We start from the raw sequence: 16,902 nt of genomic DNA, 5'->3' as shown, positions 1-16,902 counted from the left end.
CGCGCACTCGTACCCAGACGTCACCCGGGACAGCCGGGACAACCCGGGACAAGCACCGGACAAACGCGGTACGCACAGCCCGCACCGCTATTCACGGTACGCACGAACGACCACGCTGAGTGACGTGAACCAAGAATCCGTCCGACCCCGGACGACCCAGACCCCCGTACACCAGTTCACGATCCTGCTCTCCGCCACACGCAGAGGCGCCCGCCTGGCACGGCTGCTCGCGACCGATCAACTCCGCACATGGGGACTGCCGTTCGAGACGGCAGAGCAGATCGTCGCCGAGCTGGCGAGCAACGCCGCACTGCACGGCCACGTACCCGGTAGAAGCTTCCGCCTGGCCCTGACACTCACCGAGACGGCCACGCTCCGTATCGAGGTGACCGACGCACGAGCGGACCGCCACCCACCGGCCGAACCCCAACTGCCCTCCCCGGACGCTGAGTCAGGCAGAGGGCTGCTCCTGGTCGCGGCACTGTCCGACCGGTGGGGTACGGATCTGCGCCCGGCTCCCTGCAAAACTATCTGGGCGGAAATCGAAACCGCCCCGCCCACCCCCTGTTCGTGAACGCCGTATGGCAGTCCCGTTGCAGCGGCAGCTGATCCCTTGGCGGGCCCGCCGGCCACGGCTACGTTCAAGGAGTCAGGTCGACGACTTGGCCGTGTGCCCGAGTGGTTTAGGGGCTGGACTGCAAATCCAGTAACGCGGGTTCGATTCCCGCCACGGCCTCTGAATGAAGAGGTGACCCCCTATGGGGTCACCTCTTTTTCATTGCGTTCATTGCACCGGGTTCCCGTGAAGCATCTCTCATTTTCTCAGGGGAACCACACGAACATGTAACTCCAACTACTCGTTCCAGTAACGGAGTTGGGCTGGCCCTCGCATTTCTCCACATACTCCGGAGACAGTTCTGCGACACCACTCGGCACCTCGACTCCAGGGGGAGAATTGCGTATTCACGCGAAGAGAGCGTGCACGGCCGCCATGGCCGCGGCCACCGCCGTGGCCCTCGCCGCAGGCATGACCGGCCCGGCATCGGCGAAGGCGGATCGCGACCGCGAGCGTGCGGCAACAGCAACGGCAGCAGCGCAGGGCGAGGCGCGCACGCCCGCCACCGCCCGGCATCACATCACCCTCATCACCGGCGACCGCGTGAGCGTCGACGCCAAGCGCCGCGTCACCGCGATCAAACCGGCCGCGGGACGCGAACGCATACCCGCACGGACGCTTCGCACGCCGACGGGCCACACTCTGGTGATCCCGGCCGACGCACAGCGTCTGATCGCAACCGGGAAGCTCGACCAACGCCTGTTCGACATCACCGAGTTGAGCAAGAAGGACAACCGCAGGGCCCAGCAGAAGGGCCTCAAGCTGATCGTCGACTACAAGGGCGCCGCAGCCGGGTCCCGGTCCGATCTGCGGGCCGCTGGTGACACGACCGTACGCCGGACCCTGAAGACCCTGAACGCCGACGCCATCACCACGCCCGCCAAGGACGCACCCGACCTGTGGAAGGCCCTCACCACCGAGCGGGGCGACTCCACCGCGTCCACCGCATCCGGCATCGACCGGATCTGGCTGGACGGCACCCGCAAGGCGAGCCTCGACAAGAGCGTGCCGCAGATCGGCGCCCCCAAGGCGTGGGAGGCCGGTTTCGACGGCAAGGGCGTCAAGATCGCCGTCCTGGACACCGGCGTCGACGCAACCCACCCGGACCTCAAGGGCCAGGTCGCCGCCGCGAAGAACTTCACGACCTCGCCCGACACCAAGGACCGTGTCGGCCACGGCACGCACGTCGCATCCACCGCCGCGGGCACGGGCGCGAAGTCCGGCGGCAAGTTCAAGGGCGTGGCGCCCGGCGCCAAGCTCCTCAACGGCAAGGTCCTCGACGACACCGGCGCCGGCTCGGACTCCGAGGTCATCGCGGGCATGGAGTGGGCGGCCGACCAGGGTGCCGACATCGTCAACCTCAGCCTCGGCGGCGACGACGAGGCCGGTGTCGACCCGCTGGAAGCCACCGTGAACAAGCTCTCCAAGGACAAAGGCATCCTCTTCGCGATCGCCGCGGGCAACGACGGGTATCCCCGCAGCGTCGGCTCGCCCGCCAGCGCGGACGCGGCCCTCACCGTCGGCGCGGTCGACGACAACGACAAGCTCGCCGACTTCTCCAGCCAGGGCCCGCGCGTCGGCGACGGCGCCATCAAGCCCGACGTGACGGCACCCGGCGTGGACATCACCGCGGCCGCCGCCCCCGGCAGCGACATCGAGAAGGAGGTCGGCCAGAAGCCCGACGGCTATCTGACGATCTCCGGTACGTCGATGGCGACCCCGCACGTGGCAGGGGCGGCCGCCCTGCTGAAGCAGCAGCACCCGAACTGGAAGCACGCCGAACTGAAGGGCGCACTCACCGCATCCACGAAGGACGGCGGCCACAAGTACACGCCCTACCAGCAGGGTTCGGGACGCATCGCCGTCGACGAGGCCATCAAGCAGACGGTCGTCGCCAAACCCGCGTCCCTCAACTTCGGCACCCAGCAGTGGCCACACACCGACGACAAGCCGGTCACCAAGAAGTTGACGTACAAGAACCTGGGCAGCGAGGCCATCACCCTGGACCTCACCGTGCAGACCACGAACCCCAAGGGCGACCCGGCCCCGGCCGGCTTCTTGAAGCTCGCCGCGAAGACCGTGAAGGTCCCCGCCGGTGGCACGGCGGCCGTCGACCTGACCGCCGACACGAAGCTCGGCGGCACGGCCGACGGGACGTACTCGGCGTACGTCGTGGCGACCGGCGCGGGCCAGACGGTCCGCACGGCGGCCGTGGTCGACCGTGAGATCGAGCGGCATGAAGTGACGATCAAGACGATCGGCCGTGACGGGAAGCCCGCGCCGCACTACCAGACGCTGTTCGCGGCCATCACCGGAGGCGACAAGGGCGAAAACCTCTCCCCGTACGATAAGTCCGGGACGGCCAAGGTGCGCGTGGCGAACGGCAGTTACCTCATGGACTGGTCGGTCTTCGTCGACCCGGACAACACCGCCAAGGGCACGGACTGGCTGGTCCGGCCGAAGCTGACCGTCGACAAGGACATGACGGTGACGCTGGACGCCCGCAAGGCGAAGCCGGTCGATATCAAGCTCGCGGTCCCCGGCACCAAGCAGATCTCCGTCGGAACCACCTATTGGTACGAGGGCTACGGTTTGATCCCCCCGACCAATTCCTTCAAGGGCCTGCGCACCGCGCACCTCGGCCCTGAGGTCCCGGACGGCCTCACCCAGCAGTGGCTCGGGACGTGGGCGAAGGGTGCGGACACTCAGTACGAGATGTTCCTCGGCGGCAAGGTCAAGAAGCTGGCGACCGGCTACACCAAGCGCCTCAGGCCCGCCGACTTCGCCACGGTGAAGGTCGGCATGGGCGCGTCGTCCCCCGGCCGGAAGGGTTCGCTGTCCCCCTACGCCTTCGTCCCGGGGTCGCACGGCACCGCGCGGAACATGCCGGAGCAGAAGCTGCCGCGCACCAGGACGCTGCACCTGTCCGCGCTCGGCGCGACGAAGTGGGCCATCGACTTCGAGCAGTACGGCGGCGAGGACGAGGACGGCGATCCGATGGAGGAAGGCCTCTGGAGGCTTCTCCCGCCGAAGACCTTCAAGGCGGGCAAGACCTACCAGGAGACCTTCAACACCGGTGTCTTCGGCCCCACTCTCGACGCCGGCGCCGGCTACGGCATCTTCCGCAAGGGCGACGAGCTGGGCGCCGACATCCCCCTCGTCGCGGACGGCAAGGGCCACGAGGGCTCTTCCTTCCCCTCGGCAGGGAAGTCGACGCTGTACCGCAACGGCACGAAGATCGCCGAGAACGATGATCCGGTGACCGGCAGCAGGCCCTTCAAGGTCCCCGCGGGTGAGGCGGATTACAGGCTGACGACATCCATGAAGCGCAGCACGAAGCTGTCGCGGGTGACAACACGCGTGGACGCGAGCTGGACGTTCAGCTCCGCACGGGCAGAGAACGCTCAACTCCCTGCCTCCACGGTCCGCTTCACCCCGAAGCTGAGCCTGGCGAGCACGGCCCCGGCAGGCGCAAGGCAGTCGATCCCGCTGAAGGTACAGGGTCCGGCCGCAGACCCGGGGAACCTCAAGTCCCTCACGGTGTACGCCTCTTACGACGCCGGCCGAACATGGAAGAAGACCCCGGTCATGGAAGGAAAGATCACCGTCAAGAACCCTGCCGCAGGCAAGTCAATCGCGCTCCGCGCGAACCTCACGGACAAGCAGGGCAACAAGTCAACGCTGTCGATCTACGACGCGTACCTCGGCAAGTAACAAGTCACCAGCCTTCGGCAGGCACCACGTCACGCCCGGCGTCTTCCACCGGGCGTGACGTTCTGCCGTCGCATACGAAGCCGACCGCACAGTCAGCCCCACGGCAGAGCAGTAGGGGACCAACTCCCAAGAGGGCGCATCACACAACCCGCACGCCCCCCAACCGCCAGAACACAACTTTCCCAAAGTAGGTCCCCCACCCCCCTGATGCGGGGCCCTGCACCGAACAAGTCCGCACCCGGCAGCGAAACCCGGTGACCTCCCGGCAGCCCCCGTGAGCCCCGCTTCGTGGCCGCCCGGTCATCACGCTTCCCGCGGTGGAGGGACGGGTGTCAAGGGTGAAGCGAAGCGCAATCGGCGCAGCCGACGCGACCGAAGGGAGCGCCCTTTACACCCGTCCCGGAACCGCCACACTCCGGCCAATCGGGCGGCCCCGGTACGAACACAACCGCCGGGTCACCAAGAGACCCGCGCCTCACCCAGCCCCGCCAGAACCGCGTCCACCGTCTCATCCACCGTCAGATCAGAGCTGTCCAGCCACAACCCGACCCGCGGGGTCTCACCCCGCAGCCCCGCGTCCAGATCCTCCACCGTCCACGCCCCGTACCCCGTCTTCCCACGCCCAGCCTCCCGCGCGGCCACCACCTCAGACCTCGGAGCAAGCACGACGACGTACACAGGACGCGTACGCAACAACTCCACGTACGTCTTCAACTCCTCGCCCAGAATGACGTCCTGGACAACCGCGACGAACCCCGCACCCGCGTACGCATCCGCAGCCGAAGCCGACAACCGATACCGCAGCCGAAGCTGAGCCTCAGCCTCCCCCGACGCACCGGGCTCATACTCCTGCCCACCCGACACGATCATCCGGCGGAAAACATCACCCCGCACATGCGCAGCCCTCGGCAACCGTTCCGCCAGCGCCTGCGCCACCGTGGACTTACCGGACGCCATGATCCCGGTAATGACGACGACCCCGCCCGCCAAAGCCGAAGGAGAAGGAGAAGGAGAAGGAGAAGGAGAAGGCAACGTCACGTAGCCACCGCCGCCTGCGGCCGAATCGGCAGCCGATTAACAGGCCGCCCCGTAGCCGCCCGCACCGCAGAAGCAACCGCCGCCGGCGACGTAACAACCGGCACCGCACTGGCCGCCTTCGCCCCAAACGGAGCAACGACGTCCCGCTCCTCCACCAGCTTCACGATGCGAATATCCGGAATATCCAAAGCGGTCGGCAACGCGTAGCCCGTCAAATCAGGGTGCCGCACAAGCCCCCGCGGCGTCCGCAAGTTCTCCGTCAACGCCGCCCCCACCCCCTGCGTAACCCCCGCCTCGATACGAGTCTTCAGCTGCGCCGGGTTCAGAATGCGCCCCACGTCCTGGGCCACCGCCAGCTCCACCACCCGTACCGAACCGATCTCGACATCGACATCGACCACGGCACGGATCGCACAGAACGCCATCCCCACAAAGGCATCACCCTGACCGGCAGCATCCAACGGCTCCGTCGGATGCGGCCGGCACTGCGCCGTGGCCCACAGCTCCTTGCCGTCCATCGCCTCCGTAACCGTCGTCGACAACACCCCGTCATACGACGTGATCTTGCCGTCGGTGATCTGAAGCAGCTCAGTGGACATACCGAACTTATGGGCAAGCGGCTGCAACAACTGCGTACGCACCATCTTCGCCGCACGCTCCACCGCACCACCCGAAACCCACGTGTGGCGCCCGTGACAACTCGGCCCCGCAGGCGGCTGATCCGTATCGACGGGAGCGACACGCACGTCATCGATCCCCAGCGTCTCCTGAACGATCTGACGAGCCAGAGTCGTAAAACCCTGCCCCGTCTCGACCGCCGCACAGATCACCGTCGCGACACCGTCATGGACCTTCACCGTGGCCGTGGAGACCTCGTCCGCGCCCTCGGCGCCCAGGAGTTGGACCATCCCGAGGCCGTAGCCGACACCCCGCCGCACCGCCGCAGGATCCCCCGCGCCCTCAGGGCCGCCGGGCAGCAGCCACTCGTCCTCGGGCGTGTCCTTCGGCAGCTCGGGCAGCGGGAAGTCCCGTACGGCGGCGAGGAGTTCGGCGACCGGCGCCGGGCACGTCACGGTCTGGCCGGTGGGCAGGATGTCACCCGTCGCCATCGCGTTGCGCAGCCGCAGCTCCGCCGGGTCGATGCCCAACTTCTTCGCGATCTTGTCCATCTGGGCTTCGTACGCCGCGCACACCTGCATGGCGCCCTCGCCCCGGACATGCCCGGACGGCGGGTTGTTGGTGCGCACAGCCCAGCCCTCAATGAAGGCATTCGGCACCACGTACGGCCCACACGCAAACGAAACAGCCGCCGCCAACGCATCCGAAGACGTGTCCGCGTACGCCCCCGCGTCGAGCAGTACCTGCGCCTCCACCTTCACCAACTTGCCGTCGGCGTCCGCGTGATGGCGGTACCGGAGCAGCGTCGGGTGACGGTGGGCGTGGCCCAGGAAGGACTCCTCGCGGGTCGCCGTCAGCTTCACCGGGCAGCCGGTGGTCAGGGCGAGCAGGCCGAGCGGGAGGTGGAAGCTGGCGTCCTCGCGGTCGGCGGTCGCACCGGGCACGCCGGTGACGACGACCTTCACGATGCCCGGGTCGATGCCGTAGCAGGACGCGGCCATGTCGCGGTCGGTGTGCGGGTCGGTGGAGGCGATGTAGAGCTCAACGCCGCCGTCAGGGCGGGGCACGGCAAGACCCGCCTCCGCGCCGATCGGCGCGGGATCCTGGCGGCCGATGCGGTAGAGCCCCTCGACGACGAGCTCGCCCGCCGCCTCCGGGTCGCCGTGCCGCAGCGGGATGTGCCGGATCAAGTTGCCGTCGGGGTGCAGGGGTTCGGCCGCGAAGGCCTTCTCCGGGTCCGTGACGGGATCGAGGATCTCGTACTCGACGAAGATCGCCGCGGCGGCCATCCGCGCCGTATCCGGGTGATCGGCGGCGACGGCCGCGATGGGCTCGCCGTGGTGGCGTACGACATCGGACGCGAAGACCGGACGGTCCGGGGTCTTGCGGCCCTGCAGCGCCTCGCCCGGCACGTCCTCGTGCGTGACGACGGACCGCACGCCCGGCATCTCGCGCGCCTGCGACGTGTCGATCGACACGATGCGCGCGTGCGCGTGCGGGGAGCGCAGGACGGCCGCCCAGAGCAGCCCCTCCGCCCACAGGTCGGACGCGTAGGGGAACGTGCCCTCGGTCTTGGCTCGGGACTCGGCGGACGGCAGCGACGCACCGATGCCGTGCGGCAGGGGTTCGGGGCCGGGCTGCGGCTCCGCTGCGGTCGCGGCGCTCGCGCCCCCCGCGGCTTCGTTGCTCACGCCTGGCCTCCGTCCTGGCCGTATGGTCCTTCGTACGTTGCGTCGTGCGCCGCCGGGTTGACCCTGCCGGCACCGGGGCCCGCCTGGTGCGGGATGCGCGGGACGTCCGGCGGGTCGTCGGGGCCCGACGGCCCAGACGGCTCTGCGGCGGCCGCGGACGCCTCGCGCTCGGCCACCACCTCGTGCACGGCGTCGAGCACACCTCGGTAGCCGGAGCAGCGGCAGAGGTTGCCGCACAGCGCGCGGCGGGTCTCCAGGTCGGACGGGGCGGGGTTGCCCTCCAGGAGGTCGTGCAGCGTCATCGCCATGCCCGGTACGCAGAAACCGCACTGGACGGCACCGCAGTTGGCCAGCGCCCGCTGCACGTCGGAGGGCTGCCCGTCGGCGGCGAGGCCCTCGACGGTGCGCACCTCGCTGCCGGCGGCGGTGGCCGCGGGCACCAGACAGGAGGCGACGAGGCGCCCGTCCACCTGGACGTTGCAGGCACCGCACTCGCCCTGCGAGCAGCCGTCCTTGGCGCCCGCGAGGCCGAGGCGCTCGCGCAGCACGTAGAGCAGGGACTCGCCGATCCAGGCGTCGGTGACGGGGCGGTCGGTGCCGTTGACGCGCAGGACGTAGGAGCAGAGGGGGTGCTCGTCGCCCAACGCGGAGGAGGTGGCCGGGGGGTCTTCGGGGGCGGCTTCAGGCTCGGGCTCAGGCTCGGGCTCGGCTTCGGCTTCCGGGGCGGCCGGTGCATCGGGCGACTCCACGGGGGCGTGGTCCGTCACGTCGGCCGATACGGGCTCGGGCGCAAGCTCAGGCTCAGGCTCGGGAACAGGCGCGGGCACGGGCGCGGGCACGGACTCGGGTTCGACCGCGACCTGGGGCTCGGCCTCGACCTCGACGGCGGGCGGCGACTGCACCTGCGGCTCGGGCTCCGGCTGCGGCTGCGGCTGCGGCTGCGGCTCCGGCTGCTGCAACTGCGGCTCCGGCGTCGGCGCCGGAGACCACGGCGCCCCCGCCCCCGCGCCCCCCGTAGCCCACGGAGCAGCCGCGCCACCCGGCAGCGTCGCAGGCGGCGTACCGCCCCACTGCTGAGCGAGGGACGACGTAGTGAACTCGCCCGATTCGTCCGGAAGATCACCATCGGCGACGGGAATCGACCACTGCCCGGTGACATCGGCAGGCGCGGGCGCGGGTGTCCCGGCCGGGACACCGCCACCCTCCGCCTCATGGAAGCTCCACTGCCCGGTGGCCCCGTGGTCGTAGCCCTGCTCCGGAACGGACGGCTCGGGAGCCACCTCGCCCGCGACCGGCCACTGCACGTTCTGCACACCGGAAGCCGCCCCGGCGACCGCCCCGGTCACATCGGTCGGCATGACCCACGTCCCGGTGGCCGCCGGGTCCGTGGCGTCGGCGGTCGTCGGCGTGACCGTTATCTGCGGCGGCACATAGCCGTGGCCGGGCGCGGCGAGCGGAGAGCCGTCGAGGAGGCCTTCCGGCAGCTGCACGAAGGCCGTGGCGTCCGAGTCGTACTCGCCCTGCGGGTGCGGCTGCCAGCCGCCGTTGTTGTTCTCGTCGTCGCTCACGACAGCGCCCTCCCCAGTGCCCGTCGGGCCAGCGCGGCGACGGTGCGCCGCAGGTGCAGTACGGCGGGCGGATGCGGCTGCGGGGAACCGTCCTCCGCCGGTGGCTGGTCGGGGATGCACGCGGCGGCGACGTACTCGCCGAAGGCCGTCAGCGCCTCCGGCACTATCGCCCGCTCGCCGTCCCAGTCGATCAGCGATGCGACCCACTGCTCGGCCTCCAGGGGCCGCAGCGGCATCGGCGCGACGGCGCCGACCGCGCAGCGCACTCCGCGCCGCGCGGGGTCGAGCACGAGCGCGACCGACGCGATGGCGCGGCCGGGTCCGGTGCGTCCGGTCGCCTTCAGGAAGACCTGCGGCGCGTGCAGCAGCGGAAGGCGTACGAAGCCGATGAGCTCGCCGGGGCGGAGCATGTCCATCCCGGCGAGCAGATGCGAGACGGGCACCTCGCGGCGTGCGCCGCCGGGGCCCGCGATGATCAGTACGGCTTCCAGGGCGGCAAGGACGGGCAGCGTGTCACCGGTGGGCCCTGCGCTCGCGATGTTGCCGCCGAGCGTGCCCGCGTTGCGGATCTGCGGGGGTCCCGCGGCGCGCGCGGCGGCCGCGAGCGCCGGGAAAAGGGCCGCGAAGTCGGGCCGCCCCACGCGTGCGTGGGTGAGTCCGGCGCCGAGCAGCGCGTGACCGTCCTGGTACTGCCAGCCGCGGATCTCGCTGATGCGGCCGAGGCCGACGAGCGCGGCGGGGCGAAGGAGCCCCGCGTTGACCGAGGTCATGAGGTCGGTGCCGCCGGCGACGGGCACGGCGGCGGGCATCGCGGCGAGCGCCTCCACGGCCTCGTCGAGCGTCCCAGGCAGCTTCGCCGTCTGCGCGGTGAGCGCCGCCTGCGGTGCGTGTGTGGTCAAAACCGGCTGCCCCTTCCCGATGCCCGGCGGCTTTCTCGCCGTTCCCACCGTTACGCCTGTTCCGCCGTACGGTACGTGCTCACTGCCCGGACGTGGCAACTCTGGCACATGTTCCCCGGCCCCCGGCGCGGGGGTCCGCTAGGAGACATTCATCCGCAGACCTGGGAGATGTGCCGGTTTCGCACGCCCTCACCGGTCGGCGGGAATTGCCACTCTTCGGTGAACCTTGTACGACTTTCTTCCGGCCGCTCACGGTCCCAGCGCGGGCGGCCCGACACACGCACTATGGGGTGCCTCTCACACGTTTGGGGGCGACCCGTCGATCGGGCGTCCGAGCACACCGGGGCGCCGCTGCCACGGCAACGGGCCACCGGGCGGCCGGTAGTCGACGCCGAGGGCATCAAGTCGCATGTAATGAGCGGTCATTCGCCGCTCGAAGTCCGCGAAGTCACGCTCGGCGGGGTCCGGGAGCGCGCTCCAGGCGACCTCGGCGAAGGCGGCGAGACGCGGGAACACCTGGTAATCCACGCGTGCGTGGTACTCCATCACTTCGGTCCACACGTTGGCCTGGGTGCCGAGAACGTGCCGGCGCTCGTCGTCGGTGAGCTCGGGCGGCAGCGGCTCGAACCGATACACGTCCTCGAGGGTACGGACGTACCCGATAGGGGCAGGCTCGTCGGCCCCGCCATGCTGCCGGTGGTCCAAGTACACCTGCTGCTCGGGACACATGACGACGTCGTGTCCCGCCTTGGCCGCCGCGATCCCACCCCCGTATCCACGCCAGGACGAGACCGTCGCCCCCTCCGCGAGCCCGCCTTCGAGGATCTCGTCCCAGCCGATGAGCCGACGCCCGCGCGCGGACAGCCACTTGTCGAAGTGCCGGATGAACCAGCTCTGCAGACCGTCCTCGTCACCGACCCCCAACTCCTTGATGCGGGCCTGCGCGGTGGGCGACTGCTTCCACTGGTCCTTGGGGCACTCGTCGCCGCCGACGTGGATGAAGGTGGAGGGGAAGAGTTCGAGCACCTCCTCGAAGACGCCCTCGTAGAAGCGGAGGGTCTCCTCGGTCGGGGCGAGGACATTGGGGTTGACGCCCCAGGTGTCCCAGACGCCGAGGGATGAGGTGTCGACGACGTCGGTGTTGCCGAGCTCCGGGTACGCGGCGATGGCGGCCTGCGAATGCCCCGGGATGTCGATCTCGGGTACGACGGCGATGTGCCGGGCATCGGCGTACGCGACGATCTCGCGGATGTCGTCCTGCGTGTAGTAGCCGCCGTGCGGCGTCTCGTTCCACAGCTCGGATGCGCGGTGCCCCCACTTGGAGCGCGGCCGCCAGGACCCGACCTCGGTGAGCTTCGGGTGGCGCTTGATCTCGATGCGCCAGCCCTGGTCGTCGGTGAGGTGGAAGTGGAAGACGTTCAGCTTGTGCGCTGCGAGCAGGTCGAGGTAGCGCAGGACGCCGTCCTTGGGCATGAAGTGCCGGGACACGTCGAGCATCATGCCGCGCCAGCGGAAGCGGGGGGCGTCCTCGATGACGACCATCGGTACGGTCCACTCCCGCCCCGGAGCGACGGGGGCCCGACGGAAGGCGTCGGGGCCGAGGAGCTGGCGGAAGGTCTGCGCGCCCCAGAAGACGCCGGCGGCGCTGCCGCCCTCGATGCGGATCACGTAGCCGTCCACGACCAGGCGGTACGCCTCATCCGCCATCGCGGGATCGATCCGCAGCACGATCCCGTTGTCGTTCCCCCCGTCGGGGAACGGCAGCCCGGTGGCCGCTCCCACCGTGTCGCGCAGCCACCGCGCGACACCCTCGGTGCCGGGCAGGGCATGCAGCACGGTCTCGTCGTCCAGGGGAAAGAGGCCCTCTACGGGCGGTACCCAGTGGCTGCTGCTCGGCGCCGGGATCAGTTGCTCAAGGGTCATGCCGCGAGACTTCCACGCGATTGCACAACGCAAAAGGGGCGTTGCGGCACATGCAACGCCCCTCAGCGCAGAAGTCAGCGGACCGGGCCGGAGGCTACTTCTTGCCGTCCTTGCCGCCCTTGTCCTTGTCGCCACCGGCGCCCATGGACTCGTAGATCTCCTTGCACATGGGACAGACGGGGTACTTCTTCGGGTCACGACCCGGCACCCACACCTTGCCGCAGAGCGCCACGACGGGCGTACCGTCGAGCGCGCTCGCCATGATCTTGTCCTTCTGGACGTAGTGCGCGTAGCGCTCGTGGTCGCCGTCACCGTGCGACACCTTCGGCGTCGGCTCTACGAGGGTCCCCGTACCTGCCCCGCGCTCGGGCTCGGGCTCAAGAGTGCTCATGGCATCCAAGGGTACCTACGCCTGCCGCGTACGGGCATCGCCTGTGTCCGTACGCTGCGTGTGCGTTTCGGAGCGCCGCCCCCATACGAGGTGCACCCCGAGCCCCACCCCCGCCACCGCGGCCGCCGCCCACGGGAGCCGCTCCGGTGGGAGTCCCGCCGACAGGGCGAGGCCCGCCAGGCCCGAGCCGACCGCGCTGCCCAAGTAGAGCGCCGAGTTGTTGAGGGCCAGGGCCACCGTGCCGCGTTCGGCGCGCAGGGCGAGGAGGCGGTGTTGTTGCGGGACCTGGAAGGCCCAGCCCGCCGCACCCCACAGGACCAGGGCGGGGTGGGCGGCGGCGCCCAGGAGCGGCAGGGCCGCCTCCGCGAGGATCAGGGAGAGGAGCAGCCCCGTCACCAGAGCCATCACCCGGCCCGTCCGGTCGACCAGCGGGCCCGCGCACACGCTGCCCAGGATCCCGCCGATCCCCCACGCCCACAGGTAAGGGGCGACGCCCCCTTCGCCCACCCCGCCCGCGTCCGCGAGCACCGGTGCCAGATACGTGTAGAGGCCCAGGCTCGCCACGGCCGCGAGGAACGAGACCCCTACCACCGGCACCACCGCGCGGTCCGTGAGCGCCCCGAGCCGCGCCCGTACCGGCACCGGCGGGTCCGCGGGGACCTGCGTCAGCCAGGCCGCAAGCCCCGCGAGCGCGAGCGCCCCGAGCCCGGTCACCGCCCACATCGTGGCGCGCCAGCCCGCGCGTTCGGCGAGCAGCACGCCCAGCGGCACCCCGAGCACCGTGCCCGTACTCATCCCGCCCATCACCAGCGCGAGCGCCCGCCCGCGCCGCTCCTGGGGCGCGAGGGCGGAAGCGGCGGCGGTGGAGAGCGCCGAGTAGACCCCGGCACCGACGCCCGCCACCGCGCGGGAGAGCAGCAGCACAGCCAGCGACGGCGCGAGGGCGGTGAGGCCGTTGCCGAGGGTGAAGACCCCGAGCGAGGCGATGATCAGCACCCGGGGCCGCACGCCCTGCACCAGCCCGGCGACGAGCGGCGCACTCACCGCGTACGCGAGGGTGAAGACGGTGACCATCTGCCCCGCGAGCGAGACCGTCGTCCCCAGGTCGGCCGCCACCACCGGCAGCAGCCCGGCCATCACATAGGCGTCGAGCCCCAATGTGAAGGCCCCCAGCATCAGCAGCCAGATCTTGCGCACAACACCCCACCCATTTCCCTCGTACGAAGCGGCCTGCGAGCCGCGGGAGGGAAACGTAGGCAGCGCTCAGACGCCCGGGGAAATGTCCGTAGGCACGCATTTATGCTGGGGAAACATGGATGAGCAGGCACCACGCCCGGACCTGGCCTCGATCGACCTCCGCCACCTCCGCGGATTCCTGGCGGTGGCCGAGGAGCTGAACTTCACGCACGCCGCGGCAATCCTGCGCACCGGCCAGCCTGCCCTGACCCGCACGGTCCGCTCCTTGGAGAAGACCCTCGGCACGCCGCTGCTCACCCGCACCACGCGCCGCGTGGAACTCACCGAGGCCGGCCACCGCCTCCGCGAGGAACTCACCCCGCTCCTCAAGCGCCTGGACACGACCCTGCGCGACGTCACCGGCGGCGAACCCCCGCTCCTGCGCCTCGGGTTCACCTCCCTGCTCCCGGAGGCCTGCGTCGCCCGGATCAACGCCTTCAAGACGGCGACCGGCGCCGGCGTCCGCCTGGTCCGGCGCGACGCGCCCCTCGCGGGCCTGACCACGGGCGCCTGCGATGTCGCGGTGGTCCGCGGCGACATCCCGCCCGACGCCGCCGTACGCACCCACCTGCTCCTGCACGAGCCCCGCATCGCCGTGGTCGCACGCGGGGCGGCCGAGCTGGCAGGGCGCCGCGTGGTGGACTGGACGGAGCTCGCGCACCACCGCCTGGTCGTGAACACGGTCACCGGCACCACCCGCCCCGACCTGTGGCCCGAGGGCCTGCGCCCCGAACTCGCCTGCACCGCCGACAACTTCGACGAATGGCTGGAGGCGGTGGCGGCGGGCCACGGAGTGGGCGTGGCCCCGGAGCCGGTGGCCCGCAGGCACTCCCACCCCGCCCTGCGCTACGTACGCCTGAAGAACGCCCCACCCGTGGCCGTCCACCTGGCCGTCCCGTCCCGTGACGCACATCCACTGGCCGAGCGGTACCTTGCGGGCACGGCGAACGCCCGGCAAGCAACGGTCAGTTGAGCGAAGGATCGTCCGGATACGTGGCCACCATCGCCAGCTCGCTGCGCTGCCTGCGCAGCACCGAGCGCCACAGCCGCTCGGGATCCGGGGACGAGACGTCGCCGGGCTCGGACTCGACCACGTACCAGGCGCCCTCGACCAGCTCGTCCTCCAGCTGGCCGGGGCCCCAGCCCGCGTAACCGGCGAAGATCCGCAGGGAGCCGAGGGCCGGGGCCAGGAGCTCGGGCGGGGCGTCCAGGTCGACAAGGCCGATCGCGCCGTGCACGCGGCGCCAGGCCAGGGGCCCCTCGTCGCCGGGGATCACCGCGACGCCGAGCGCCGAGTCGAGCGAGACCGGGCCGCCCTGGAAGACCACCCCGGGCGAGCCCGCCAGGTCGCCCCAGCCCTCCAGGATGTCCGCGACCTCCACCGGCGTCGGCCGGTTGAGGACCACGCCGAGCGAGCCCTCCTCGTCGTGGTCGAGCAGGAGCACCACCGCGCGGTCGAAGTTCGGGTCCGCCAGGGCAGGCGTGGCCACGAGCAGCCGCCCTGTGAGCGAGGACACCTCGGTCATGAACGACATGATCCCGCATCTTTGCCTCGCGGGGGGAGGCAATGCGCGTACGCGAGTGAATGCAGCTCAGGGCGCAAAGAAGCGCCGCGAGCGCACACCGGAACCGGTGACCCGGAGTGTCCGGTTCCGAACGGTTCGTGTTGTCACGGACTTCTGACAGGTTTGGCGCGCACTTGGCCTTACGGAAGGGGGGTACGCGCCCATTACGCTTGCCCTTTGGTCCACCCGTCCATCTCATCGGAACGCGAGATTCATGACCGTCACCGACGATGTACTGCTTGTCCACGGCGGAACCCCGCTGGAGGGCGAGATCCGTGTCCGCGGCGCGAAGAACCTCGTGCCCAAGGCCATGGTCGCCGCGCTGCTCGGCAGCGCTCCGAGCCGGCTGCGCAATGTCCCGGACATTCGAGACGTACGTGTCGTACGCGGGCTGCTACAGCTGCATGGCGTCACGGTCCGCCCCGGCGAGGAGCCGGGCGAGCTGATCATGGACCCCTCGCACGTAGAGAGCGCCAACGTCGCGGACATCGACGCCCACGCGGGGTCGTCGCGCATCCCGATCCTCTTCTGCGGCCCGCTCCTGCACCGCCTCGGGCACGCCTTCATCCCCGGCCTCGGCGGCTGTGACATCGGCGGCCGGCCGATCGACTTCCACTTCGAGGTGCTCCGCCAGTTCGGCGCGACCATCGAGAAGCGCGAGGGCGGCCAGTACCTGGAAGCCCCGCAGCGGCTGCGCGGCACGAAGATCAAGCTGCCGTACCCGTCCGTGGGCGCCACCGAGCAGGTCCTCCTGACGGCCGTGCTCGCCGAAGGTGTGACGGAGCTCTCGAACGCCGCCGTCGAGCCCGAGATCGAAGACCTGATCTGCGTCCTGCAGAAAATGGGCGCGATCATCGCCATGGACACCGACCGGACCATAAGGATCACCGGTGTCGACAGCCTGGGCGGCTACAACCACCACGCCCTCTCGGACCGCCTGGAGGCCGCCTCGTGGGCTTCCGCGGCCCTGGCGACCGAAGGCAACATCTACGTCCGCGGCGCCCAGCAGCGCTCGATGATGACGTTCCTGAACACCTACCGGAAGGTGGGCGGTGCCTTCGAGATCGACGACGAGGGCATCCGCTTCTGGCACCCGGGCGGCTCGCTCAACGCGATCGCCCTGGAGACGGACGTACACCCCGGTTTCCAGACCGACTGGCAGCAGCCGCTGGTCGTGGCGCTCACGCAGGCCGCAGGGCTCTCCATCGTCCACGAGACGGTCTACGAGTCCCGTCTGGGCTTCACCTCCGCGCTCAACCAGATGGGCGCTCACATCCAGCTCTACCGCGAGTGCCTCGGCGGCTCCGACTGCCGCTTCGGGCAGCGCAACTTCCTGCACTCCGCGGTCGTCAGCGGCCCGACGAAGCTGCAGGGCGCCGATCTGGTCATCCCCGACCTGCGCGGCGGCTTCTCGTACCTGATCGCGGCCCTCGCGGCGCAGGGCACGTCCCGCGTCCACGGCATCGACCTGATCAACCGCGGCTACGAGAACTTCATGGACAAGCTCGTGGAGCTCGGCGCGAAGGTGGAGCTGCCGGGGCGGGCACAGCTCGGCTGAATACCCGGTTACCACTGGGCTTTGTCGACGCATATCGGCCGGCAGGGCGCGTGGGGTGAGTGGATCGACCAGTGGACAGCTGAGG

The 16,902-nt window shown here is 70.3% G+C and carries 12 protein-coding genes and 1 tRNA gene; 5 read left to right on the top strand and 8 right to left on the bottom strand.

All coding sequences use genetic code 11. The annotated features are described in order from the left end of the window. Positions 1-115: 115 nt before the first annotated feature. From AB0O76_RS00585 to AB0O76_RS00575, 3 genes are all read left to right on the top strand, one after another. A complete protein-coding gene (locus AB0O76_RS00585; protein ID WP_365484382.1) occupies positions 116-574 on the top strand; it encodes an ATP-binding protein in 459 nt (152 codons plus the stop codon). Positions 575-664: 90 nt separating this feature from the next. Beyond that, positions 665-736: transfer RNA gene (locus tag AB0O76_RS00580), tRNA-Cys, on the top strand. A gap of 255 nt (positions 737-991) precedes the next feature. Then, on the top strand, positions 992-4,330 hold the full coding sequence (locus AB0O76_RS00575) for a S8 family peptidase (RefSeq protein WP_365483371.1): 3,339 nt from the start codon (positions 992-994) through the stop codon (positions 4,328-4,330). Between the two features lie 456 nt (positions 4,331-4,786). Here AB0O76_RS00575 and AB0O76_RS00570 read toward each other — a convergent pair whose 3' ends face one another. The 7 genes from AB0O76_RS00570 to AB0O76_RS00540 all read right to left on the bottom strand — a co-directional run bounded on the left by AB0O76_RS00570 (position 4,787) and on the right by AB0O76_RS00540 (position 13,655). After that, positions 4,787-5,320: an AAA family ATPase gene (locus AB0O76_RS00570; protein WP_365483368.1), complete on the bottom strand. Its 534-nt coding sequence runs from the start codon at positions 5,318-5,320 to the stop codon at positions 4,787-4,789. A gap of 44 nt (positions 5,321-5,364) precedes the next feature. Further along, a complete protein-coding gene (locus AB0O76_RS00565; protein WP_365483365.1) occupies positions 5,365-7,677 on the bottom strand; it encodes a molybdopterin cofactor-binding domain-containing protein in 2,313 nt (770 codons plus the stop codon). Beyond that, positions 7,674-9,245, bottom strand: a complete 1,572-nt coding sequence (locus tag AB0O76_RS00560) for a (2Fe-2S)-binding protein (protein ID WP_365483362.1) — start codon at positions 9,243-9,245, stop codon at positions 7,674-7,676. The genes AB0O76_RS00565 and AB0O76_RS00560 overlap by 4 nt, the downstream gene beginning before the upstream one ends. Continuing rightward, positions 9,242-10,144, bottom strand: a complete 903-nt coding sequence (locus AB0O76_RS00555) for an FAD binding domain-containing protein (RefSeq protein ID WP_365483359.1) — start codon at positions 10,142-10,144, stop codon at positions 9,242-9,244. Before AB0O76_RS00555 ends, AB0O76_RS00560 begins: the two co-directional genes overlap by 4 nt. Positions 10,145-10,441: 297 nt before the next feature. Further along, positions 10,442-12,067, bottom strand: coding sequence for a beta-N-acetylhexosaminidase (locus AB0O76_RS00550; protein WP_365483356.1), 1,626 nt, complete (start codon positions 12,065-12,067; stop codon positions 10,442-10,444). Between the two features lie 94 nt (positions 12,068-12,161). Next, the gene (locus tag AB0O76_RS00545; RefSeq protein ID WP_135336496.1) at positions 12,162-12,458 is read right to left on the bottom strand and encodes a DUF3039 domain-containing protein; all 297 of its coding nucleotides are present in this window, start codon (positions 12,456-12,458) and stop codon (positions 12,162-12,164) included. Positions 12,459-12,473: 15 nt separating this feature from the next. Beyond that, entirely contained in the window at positions 12,474-13,655 is a 1,182-nt protein-coding gene (locus AB0O76_RS00540) for an MFS transporter (RefSeq protein WP_365483353.1), read from the bottom strand. Between the two features lie 115 nt (positions 13,656-13,770). Here AB0O76_RS00540 and AB0O76_RS00535 point away from each other — a divergent pair, with 115 nt between their 5' ends. Beyond that, a complete protein-coding gene (locus AB0O76_RS00535) occupies positions 13,771-14,667 on the top strand; it encodes a LysR family transcriptional regulator (RefSeq protein WP_365483350.1) in 897 nt (298 codons plus the stop codon). On the opposite strand, the gene AB0O76_RS00530 is transcribed toward AB0O76_RS00535, so the two are convergent. Next, positions 14,660-15,220: a YqgE/AlgH family protein gene (locus AB0O76_RS00530; RefSeq protein WP_365483347.1), complete on the bottom strand. Its 561-nt coding sequence runs from the start codon at positions 15,218-15,220 to the stop codon at positions 14,660-14,662. The two genes, AB0O76_RS00535 and AB0O76_RS00530, sit on opposite strands and share 8 nt — an antisense overlap. Positions 15,221-15,473: 253 nt before the next feature. Here AB0O76_RS00530 and murA point away from each other — a divergent pair, with 253 nt between their 5' ends. Next, the gene (gene murA / locus AB0O76_RS00525) at positions 15,474-16,817 is read left to right on the top strand and encodes a UDP-N-acetylglucosamine 1-carboxyvinyltransferase (protein WP_365483344.1); all 1,344 of its coding nucleotides are present in this window, start codon (positions 15,474-15,476) and stop codon (positions 16,815-16,817) included. Positions 16,818-16,902 lie beyond the last annotated feature (85 nt).

The sequence above is a fragment of the Streptomyces sp. NPDC086554 genome (assembly GCF_040686095.1).
Classification (GTDB): domain Bacteria; phylum Actinomycetota; class Actinomycetes; order Streptomycetales; family Streptomycetaceae; genus Streptomyces.
The sequence above is the reverse complement of the archived record's forward strand: the minus strand, read 5'-3'. Positions and strand labels throughout refer to the sequence as shown.